Source organism: Lysinibacillus mangiferihumi (genome assembly GCF_003049665.1).
In the GTDB taxonomy this organism is placed as follows: Bacteria; Bacillota; Bacilli; order Bacillales_A; family Planococcaceae; genus Lysinibacillus; species Lysinibacillus mangiferihumi.
The window spans coordinates 360,810-370,994 of the sequence record NZ_PYWM01000001.1 but is presented as its reverse complement, the minus strand read 5'-3'; the positions used below and the strand labels follow the sequence as shown (position 1 = coordinate 370,994).

At 38.0% G+C, this 10,185-nt stretch carries 9 protein-coding genes and 1 pseudogene; all 10 read right to left on the bottom strand.

Annotation, left to right across the window (positions count from 1 at the left end; all coding sequences use genetic code 11):
* Positions 1-368 (bottom strand): hypothetical protein (locus C9J37_RS28145; RefSeq protein ID WP_201262116.1); only part of this gene is annotated, 368 nt, incomplete at its 3' end.
* Positions 369-641: 273 nt separating this feature from the next.
* Positions 642-1,782: pseudogene (locus tag C9J37_RS02025) on the bottom strand (IS3 family transposase); the annotation flags it as partial.
* Between the two features lie 130 nt (positions 1,783-1,912).
* Positions 1,913-2,296 carry an Imm50 family immunity protein gene (locus C9J37_RS02020; protein ID WP_167397241.1) on the bottom strand — a complete coding sequence of 128 codons (384 nt, stop codon included), beginning with the start codon at positions 2,294-2,296 and terminating at the stop codon, positions 1,913-1,915.
* A 13-nt stretch (positions 2,297-2,309) separates the two neighbouring features.
* Positions 2,310-3,431, bottom strand: coding sequence for an HNH/endonuclease VII fold putative polymorphic toxin (locus C9J37_RS28860; protein ID WP_235616996.1), 1,122 nt, complete (start codon positions 3,429-3,431; stop codon positions 2,310-2,312).
* A gap of 154 nt (positions 3,432-3,585) precedes the next feature.
* The gene (locus C9J37_RS02010; RefSeq protein ID WP_107894008.1) at positions 3,586-4,815 is read right to left on the bottom strand and encodes a PoNi-like cognate immunity protein; all 1,230 of its coding nucleotides are present in this window, start codon (positions 4,813-4,815) and stop codon (positions 3,586-3,588) included.
* A gap of 27 nt (positions 4,816-4,842) precedes the next feature.
* Positions 4,843-6,363 carry a hypothetical protein gene (locus C9J37_RS28855; RefSeq protein ID WP_235616995.1) on the bottom strand — a complete coding sequence of 507 codons (1,521 nt, stop codon included), beginning with the start codon at positions 6,361-6,363 and terminating at the stop codon, positions 4,843-4,845.
* A complete protein-coding gene (locus tag C9J37_RS01995; RefSeq protein WP_235616994.1) occupies positions 6,363-7,889 on the bottom strand; it encodes a contractile injection system protein, VgrG/Pvc8 family in 1,527 nt (508 codons plus the stop codon). Before C9J37_RS01995 ends, C9J37_RS28855 begins: the two co-directional genes overlap by 1 nt.
* Positions 7,890-7,921: 32 nt before the next feature.
* Entirely contained in the window at positions 7,922-8,329 is a 408-nt protein-coding gene (locus tag C9J37_RS01990) for a DUF4280 domain-containing protein (protein WP_025219960.1), read from the bottom strand.
* A gap of 121 nt (positions 8,330-8,450) precedes the next feature.
* Entirely contained in the window at positions 8,451-9,014 is a 564-nt protein-coding gene (locus C9J37_RS01985; RefSeq protein WP_107894006.1) for a serine protease, read from the bottom strand.
* 24 nt (positions 9,015-9,038) lie between these two features.
* Entirely contained in the window at positions 9,039-10,169 is a 1,131-nt protein-coding gene (locus C9J37_RS01980) for a pentapeptide repeat-containing protein (RefSeq protein WP_107894005.1), read from the bottom strand.
* Between the last annotated feature and the right edge of the window lie 16 nt (positions 10,170-10,185).

Genomic DNA, 10,185 nt, shown 5'->3' with positions numbered 1-10,185 from the left:
TGCTTGGCTTGACTATACACTTCTTTCGTCTTTTGCTTCGCTTGACTATATACTTCTTTCGTCTTTTGCTTCGCTTGGTTATACACTTCTTTTGTTTTTTGCTTCGCTTTTTGGTAGGTATTTTTGAACGCTAGCACCGCTGCTTTTGCGCCATTCTTGACTTTCTTCGCCACATTACTTTTGGTTATCTTATTATAGGTTTTGCGTGCCTTGGTAAAGAATTTACCCAACTTACTCTTTTTCTTCTTTTTTTCTTTTTCTTTTTCTTCGACTTCGGTTGGTTCTTCTTTGAAGACCCTTTCTTGTTGGAGGATTTTTAGAGTTTTTCCCCTTCTTCGACCCTCCGCCCTTTCCTTTTTTCTTGCCACCTGCGGAGCCTACTTTTGGAATCATTCCCAGAATACTTCCTGCTATTCCTAAAAGACCCATTAGACGTCACCCCAGATTTCTTTTTATACCTCATCCATGCTGATATGTAAACTTACTTGAACCTATTCAATATATAATTCCTCTAAATAACATTAATTCTTTATTGTAGAATCAAACATAATCCATATTTAAACATGCAAAAAAAAGCACTTGTGGCCTGTTATGGTACTGACCCCGATATATAAGACAGTAATCAAAAAAGCATACCCAACCAGTTGTCGGTATTGAACCGGCGACTGGTTGTTTAGTTTCGTTTGAATTCGGTTATTGTTATAATAGTTTATATAGTCTTTGACAGTTTGTTCTACGATGGCCGTCGTAGTACTGTTCAAATTGTCAAGTAGAATGTTTCAGACTTTAACACAGAATGAAACGATTCGATTGGGGCATTATCAGCGGGCGTACCTTTACGGGACATGCTCATGGTAATGCCTTTTGCTTTTACGGCCTGTTGATAATTATACGATGTGTATACCGCCCCTTGGTCACTGTGCAACGTACACCCTTCGGGCAAATGATGAAGTTGAGCTAATGTATCCAGCACAAAATCAGTATTTTGGCAGTCTCCAATCGAATAGGCAATCATTTCACCATTATATAAATCTTGAATACTTGAAAGATACAACTGTTTTTGACCAAATGGCAAGTAAGTAATATCAGTTACGAGCTTCTGTAACGGTGCGGTGGCTTCAAAATCGCGATTTAATAAATTTGCTGCGATTGCATAAGGTTGTCCTGTTCGTTTCCGTTTTTTCACTTTCACGCGACATTGCCAACCATATTTTTGCATAATACGTTGAACCACTTTATGATTGACGCACATTTCTTGAAGTAAGAGTGCTGTAATTTTTCTGTAGCCATAGCGAAATTTATTTGCACGACAGAGTTCACCAATACGTCTCTCTATTGCTTGACGAGACCTTGCATCGGTTGATGCCTGTTTCCAACGATAGTAGGTAGATCGTGCAATCCCAAAATGTTTACAAATGTCCTTTACAGACATCATGCTTCTTAGTGACGCAACTAACTGTACTGCTACTTCTCCAACCACTTCCTCTCCAATTCTGCGTACTTTTTTAGCACCTCAATTTGTTGCTTTAAATAACGGTTTTCCAATGCTAATTTCATTTGTTCATTGTCCGGTTCAGGACCCTTATTAAAGATATATTGTTTGCCTACAGGCTGTTTCAAACGATTGACTTCACCATTTCTATACCAACGCACCCATGTTTCGACCTGTGTTTTATGGCGTATATTTAATTCCAATAGAATCTGTTTGACAGGTACACCCGCTAATCGCATCTTAATCGCTTTCATTTTTACTTCATAGGGATAACTCACTCTTGTTCCCATAGAAAAAACACCTCCAAATTGAAATTTAAGTATCTATACCCGTATTTCAATCGAAGATGCTTTTTTTATTTGTCTATACCTATTGGGGTCAGTTCCTATAGCCAATCAAGGTTTTCTTTTATCCTTAGATTTATTCTTTCATGTAGGCAGTGACAGATTGAACAAATCCATATTCTGCTTTTATCAAAGCATTAACTGTCCCTGTAATTTTAACTACAATGAGCTCAGATTCATCTTTAAAAATTTCTATATCACCTTTATAGTCAAATGAGCTAGCAGCTAAGGAAATCTCTTTTACTGCTGACAAATCGACCCTAACACAAACTGTATTGTCTCCAAGGTCTTGCCACTTTTTAGGTGGCCTTTCAGCATAAACCGGCATATCAAATGAAATTGCAACTATTTGACCTTCGTCTTGCATATTAATTTCCGAAATACGTACATTCTTTAGTTCAGGCATATCACGATATAAACTAATTAAAAAATTGTTTCTTCCCAAAAATTCACACCACATTCTACCACTCCCTTTACTTATTAAATGGATAATGCTCTTTGGTACCAGGAACTTTCCCAGTGCGAGTATTACCGCCAGGTCTAACATTAAAATGCGGACCTTGGCCACCTTTTTCATGCCCTGCACTGTGGTCTTGAATAACGATTTTCCTACCATCTTTGTTGGTATAGACATATTCCCTAGTACTGATTACATTGCCATTTGAATCTTTTATAACGTGCCCACCTTCATGCGCAGCAGTACGCATATCGACTCTATTCACTGCTTCGGGTTGTTGTCCTCTCGGAATACCAGCATCTCTTTTTGCTTCATTAAATGCACCATTTCTACTTGGAAGATTATCCGCACCCTTATTTCCCTCAGCAGGTTTACTATCTTTTGCTGGTGGTTTGGAACTATTCGATGGTTTTGGATTCGGCGTTGGCTTATTTTTCCCTACTGTTCCCGTATCCGTTATTCGGCCAACGTTCACACAGGCCAACTCTAACTGCGGTGTTCCCAACTGACGCAGTTGGTCCTTTACTTCGTCTACTTTAGTTTGGAACTTATCTTTTACGGTGTCTAGCTTTTTAGTGGCTTTTTCTTTTAGTTGGCCTATTGGACCTTTATTCGTGACGGTTTTAATACCATCAACGATACCATTAAATGCTTTAGCACCCTTATTTATAAATTTCGTACCTGTCGCTGCCATCCCTCCAATTGGAATCATTGCTCCTAAGGAGAGTGCTGCATTTAACTTGTCTCCTCTTGCATAATAAATCAACGCATTCAAGCCATCTGCTGCTTCTCCATACACCGGTACCAGCCCTACGACATCTAATCCTACTTGGAGCGTATCTAACATATTTTTAGGTGTTACAGTACTTACTAAGGCTTTGCCTGCTGCTTTCGCACCTTTTTTCATTGTTGGCAGTACTTTTTCTTTCATTACCTGTTTGGTCTGTTTGACAGTAGTCTTTATCTGTTGCTTGGTTTGATTATATACTTCTTTTGTTTTTTGCTTAGCTTGATTATACACTTCTTTCGTCTTTTGCTTCGCTTGGTTATACACTTCTTTTGTTTTTTGCTTCACTTTTTGGCAAGTATTTTTGACCGCTAGTAACGCTGCTTTTGCGTAATTCTTAACATTCTTCACTAATTTAGTTTTCTTTACCTTATTATAGACTTTGCGTGCATTGGTAAATTTTTACATGGACAAAATCAACAGGCCTAAATCAGAATTGTTCTCCGATTTCAGACCTTAGCTTCTTCGTTCATTCCTTTTTGTTTAACTTGACTGCTAATCCAGTTTATCTGACTTCTTTCATAATCACTTCATACATCGCTTCAATACTCGCATCCGCTGGTACCCATGCATAATAATTCTGATCATTATTTAATATAAATTGAACTAACTTTGTTTTTGTGTTCCATTCATTTTTCATACTCGAAAGGTAATCTTCTAAATCTTCTTTATAATCCAATTGCAGTATATATTCTTTTTCAGTCATGGCAAAGACAATTAAAGTACCTAAGAGATTTTTTTGTGCATTTTCTTTTTGGTACTCTTGTAATAAAAACCAGATTTGATCTAATCCTATCAGCTTTTTATATTTTTCATAAAACGCACAATCATCCAATTCTTTATAATCCTGTATCAACAAATTTACAAATGAGTGCCATCTGATTGGGATAAGCTTTTCCAATAAAGGATTATGTTCAATTCCTTCTTTTATTTCATTTGTCTCTTCACTCTCATGCTCATTGTCGAATTCACTTATGGAAATCGGTTTAAATTTCATTGCATTCTTATAATGCGCTAAATCATATGGATAGTGATTATTATTTATTAGGCTTGTATCATCAAGTTCTAGTATCTTCGCTAGTGCTGCGGTTTCAAAGCTCCAAAACCCTACATATCCCGGCTCTTTATAGGCATTTTTCCACTCATAATCATAATGACCTTTAAACCATTCTTTTTCCATATACGTTTGTAATCTTTTAGATGCTTTTTTCTTATCGGTTTGCGCAAGTTCTATAATTTCTCTTGTTTTTGAATATGGATTTTCTTTAAAATAACTATTTGTGATTTTTGTATATCCGATATCACTAGCATATAATAAATAGTCAATTAGTGAATCATTAATATTTTTCCTCTCAATTATTTCACCTAATTTTTCCATATTTTCCTTATCTGTTTCTAACAAAGTTCCTAATGAAACCATCCAAAGTAAATATATATATCCTACTTTTCTTGTACCAGTATGCTCTAAATCATAAATTGCATGATAGAAATCTTCTTCTAGTGCACTTATATCTTCTCCTAATGAGTACTTTGCAATAATATTCTCTGACTCATATATAAAGTTCCTTAAATATCTTGCTTCAATAATACTTTTATTGTCATTAGGGTTTCTTTGAATACCATCCTTTTCATCCTCTTCTAAATTTTTTATATCCTCTCTATTATCTTCAATAAACTCTTTATTATATTCTATTCCTTCTCTTAATTTATCTTCTATACTTAAATGATCTCTCATTCCATTTGTTCCCTCCTGTCTACTAAATTATGGCCATTCCCCCATAATGTTACCATCTGCGTCTATCCTATATGTTTTAACATTTCCATTACTATCTACTTTTGATAATACTCTTTCAACTTTACCATCCTCCAAAGCATTAGTAATCTTAGTAGCTAAACTCTTATTTCCCTCAACAGCTTTTAAAATCCTACTTTTCCCCGTTTCCGAACCTGTCAACCAATCGTTTGACATTTGTGGTCCATCTTTCGTTTTGCCTAATTGAGAACTACCAAACTTTGCTTCATCAATTACATATTTAATTTTTGATTCTGTATTTGCATTTTCATATAATCCATCTATCCCTTTTACTATTTTATCATTGATGCTTGATGGTGCTCCTCTACCAATTGGCTTTAAATCATATCCAGCGTCTTTTATACTTTGGTTGTTTAATAAATTATCACTTGAAATTATTTCACCAAAATTACCTTTTTGTTTGTTTGTAGCTGTATCTGCATTAAAGTCGTCCATATTTGGTTTTTTAGGTTCACCATTGGAACTATTCGATGGCTTATTTTTCCCAACTGTTCCCGTATCCGTTATTCGGCCAACGTTCACACCGGCCAACTCTAACTGCGGTGTTCCCAACTGACGCAGTTGGTCCTTTACTTCGGCTACTTTAGTTTGGAACTTATCTTTTACGGTGTCTAGCTTTTTAGTGGCTTTTTCTTTTAGTTGGCCTATTGGACCTTTATTCGTAACGGTTTTAATACCATCAACTACACCATTAAATGCTTTCGCACCTGCTTTCGCACCTTTAGTTACTAATTTACCACCTGTCACTGCCATTCCTGCAAATGGTATCATCGCTCCTACGGAGAGGGCTGCATTTAACTTGTCTCCTCTTGCATAATAAATCACTGCATTCAAGCCATCTGCTATTTCTCCAACCCCCGGTACCAGCCCTACGACATCTAATCCTACTTGGAGCGTGTCTAACATATTTTTAGGTGTTACAGTACTTACTAAGGCTTTGCCTGCTGCTTTCGCACCTTTTTTCATTGTTGGCAGTACTTTTTCTTTCATTACCTGCTTGGTCTGTTTGACAGTAGTCTTTATCTGTTGCTTGGTTTGATTATACACTTCTTTTGTCTTTTGCTTAGCTTGATTATACACTTCTTTCGTCTTTTGCTTCGCTTGGTTATACACTTCTTTTGTTTTTTGCTTCACTTTTTGGCAAGTATTTTTGACCGCTAGTAACGCTGCTTTTGCGCCTTTCTTGGCTTTCTTCGCAATGTCACTTTTCTTTACCTTATTATAGACTTTGCGTGCCTTGGTAAAGATTTTACCCCATATACTCTTTTTCTTCTTTTTCTTCTTTTTTTTCTTTTTCTTTTTCTTCTTCGACTTCGGTTGGTTCTTCTTTGAGGACCCTTTCTTGTTGGAGGATTTTTTAGAGTTCTTCCCCTTCTTCGACCCTCCGCCCTTTCCTTTTTTCTTGCCACCTGCGGAGCCTACTTTTGGAATCATTCCCAGCATACTTCCCGCTATTCCTAAAAGACCCATTAGACGTCACCCCCACCTACAGGAATCATCCCCATCACGTTTAAGGCTGATTCGAGGTCTACTTCTTCCTGTGAAGCGACTGATACAGGGGCTTTGATGGACCCTTCCATCGTAACAACCTGGCCTTGGATATCCGTATTGCCATCAAAAACAATACTACTGGAGCCACATGTCAAATGCATCGATTCAGCTCCACTCATGGATATCCGTTTTCCTGCAAAGGTAATGGTGTCGTTTGCTTTGACCAGCAAAGGCGGCTTACTATGCACAGTGATGCCACTATCCTGATGGAGCTGAAGAAAAACAGCTCCCTCCTTGGCGGTAAATGTCACCGACTGTGGGTCTAGCTTCATATCCTTTCCTTTTGGCGTACCCCAGTAAGACGTTTTCGGATCAGCTGTTTTAGGGTTGGACTCGCCAGTCTTTCGTACACTATGCCGAACAACCGCTGCTTCTTCTCGATGTGTCGGGAAAGCGAGGTGAACGCTATCCCCTTCCTCTGGCGGACTATAGAAACCACTATGCCCCTCCGCGGTATACGATGTCGCTAAGGGAAACCACGTTGCCTCTTCCTTTTTTTGTGTTTCATCGATACTGAGATGGACACGTACTTGGTCCTTTTTGACCTCTAATACCTTACCTTCAATCGCTGTGCCCGGTAAAAAAGGAATACTTTGTCTGTTTTGACGTATGCCTTTTTCAAACAATAGATGATACTCGTAGGTCAGGATGCCTTGCTTCATACGGGCGATGGACTTCGCTACTACAAGCTCCTTACCTTGGAGCTGGACGCGATCGCCAAGCTTCAATGTTTTCCTAGACTCTATCACATAGGCGACTGCTTCTCGTTCTTCAATTGGTCGCTCAGTATCATTGTGTTTTAAATGTAAATACTTAGAGCGATCCTTTAAAATCGTATAATTGGCCACAGACAGCTTTTCTATCCGCCCTACAGGCAAACCGAACCAGAACTTTGGCTTATCCGCATCCACTGCTGCGACTAACACGGTACGAAAATGGGAGGCCATACGCTGTAAAAATTGCCAATCCGTCTCCTTATATTGTAATATAAATTGCTTGAGAGGAGTAGCTTTCGCTACAGTATCAATCACATCGGCACCCGAATAATCTTCGAGTACCTTTTTAAACAAAGTTTGATACGTCATCTTATTGTCTTGAAAGGAGCGGTATTTTTGTTTACAATCCAATGTGAATGTTGATGTAATAGCTTCTAGTTCAATTTGATAGACTCCTCTTACCGTTCGTACAGCCATTTCTGTTACCTGGCCTTTAAAAAGGGCTTGCAGTCGTTGCCCATTACGTTTTTGATAAAGCTCAATTTGATCTGTTGTGCTTGCAATCTGCATACAACTATCTTTTTGCTCTGCAGGGATAAATCCCGTTATTGATAACCTTGCATGGTCATTCACCGTTTGGGTCAAAGTGATAGTATGCAACGTTTGGATATCATAAGGAGATACGAGTTCAAGTTCACCGTATCCAATTACTTCCTCGTATGTGTTCACATGCTTCCCTTCTTTCCTCAGGGGATAATGGCTTATTCTTGCCCATCATCTTCTACTTTTATCGTTCCACAATACATACACATATTAATAGATTGATTAACTAAAGCTGGATGATTTTCGATTAATTGATCATCCTTCCCATTGATCCAAGGCATTGTAATTACAGGTGTACAAGGCATTGGCTTTAAAACACCGTTATTGGCAGCTGTAGCGGCTGCAACGATAGGATTAGCTAATGTTTGACATAAGCCGAATGGCTGAATATTGATATTGGGCTTATAATCCATCGTATTCATTTGAGCTTTATTTTTTGTATAAACGCCGTGACTAACTGGCATTTTCAAAATGCTTATTTGATCTCCTTGCGAGCAGGATAATTTGGCACCCGCAACAACATAGCTCCGTTGGTCGCCACCCCTTGTCTGCATTTCTTCTGACATCGGATAATCCTCCTTTCTATACGTAAGGTGTTGCAATTTTCTAAACAAGAAGGTTCCACTACAACGTTGTTAGATATGTAATCTCTTCTTGCTCTTCTTCACATGGCCCTGCTTGTCCATTTTATAAAGCTTTTTCTACAGAAAGAATGTCGTTCCATCTTCCTTCAGTTTGTATTTTTTGTAATCGAATTCCTCTTAAATCTCTGCGCAGAATACTCTCTGCTAATTCAATATTGACTACGATATAATTTTCTTTAATACCCTCTATTTGAAAGAAGGAATAAGGCGCAGCTTTGGCCTCATCGAGAACAAGCTTCTTCAACGTTCCATCTAGACGGAATTCAGTTTGGGTTGAAAGACAAGGTACTTTTGGTGGTATTACTAGCCAATATAATGTTTGCATTAATTTAGGCATGTCCATTAGCACAACAGCTTTAAAGGGCATACTTGGGTTATATTTTTCCACTAACTGTTTAACCGCATCTGACAAGAGCGCGATTGGCTTTTCGATAAAATCGATATACAGCATGTCATTCTTTTCTAACACTGGAAATTGGCGTTCTAGTTCCTCTAATTCATCTATTCTATCTAATGTTAATAACTCTTTTTTAATTACTTGAGCTATACCAACCGGTTCAACAGCATTGGAAATTCGCTCATCCTGAGATAAAATAAAATAGTTCATCTTTGAATCTCCTTTTCACCACATCTACTTCCAAATAACACTTGCTGTCTGAAATGCGTCTAGCTCTAAATATTCCCTTGCTTCCTTAGAAAATATAGCCTTTTCTAAATTAGCTCCTGCAAATTGCGTATCCTTTACATTCGCCCCTAAAAAGCAGGCTCCTCGTAAATTTGCTAGCTCAAAATTAGCGCCCTCTAAATTAGCATCTGTAAAGCGGACAGGTAAATAGCCTGGCATTTCCCACTTTTGACGATCTAAAAGACCACTTGCCCCTTGAACCTGTTGAAAATTTGCACCTTGTAATTGACTATTGCTAAAATCTACCTCATGAATCATGCTAAAGCTCAGATCAGTACCTACTAGCTGGCTATCCCGAAAATTAGCGCCAATTAGAAGAGAATCGCGCATATGGCAGTGTGTTAAATTTGCCTTCTGGAAAAATGCATAACGAATATCTATGCCATTATAGTGTCCATTCGCTAAGTTCAAACGGCTAAATACTTCAAATGGGTATTCATTCTCTAAGTTTTCTTCTAGCCATGCTTTTATTTCTTCATTATCCTTCATTGCGAAATCTTCGCTATACACTACTTCATTAATATCCATAAACTCACCTATACGTATTTCGACAGCTACATCCCGCTCCAGTGCCATATATTCTGGACATCTTACAATGTCAGGTAGCGCATATCTAGCAAGGCTCAAAATATATTGATGAAAATGATGGGCTTCCTGAAGTTTTATACGTTCAATATCTGCTTGGGTAATGGCACCCATGAAGGTTTTACTATATAAGCTTAATTCTTGGATGTATTGCTCTAAAAAACGATGAGCCCAGCTAGCATCATACGTAGTTAAGAGTGGATGAAGATCAAAAAACCACTCTTCGTCAGTACCTTCTACTAGATAATCATGACGCCCTGCTAGCATCTCTGTACGTAGCATAGAAAACGTGATATGAGCAATGGGTCCTTTTTGATGAAGTGATTGCTGCTGTGCTAGCTCGACACATACTTTTTGAAAAGATTTTCTAAATTCCTCGGCAAGCTGTTCTTTGGAGGCTTGGAAATAATCCTCAAGCAGTAAGAGATATTTCAATCTTCTTTTTGCTACTTCTGTGTCATAAAAATGTTGTAAAACTCCCTGTGTCTGCATATAAAACTCCCTCCTT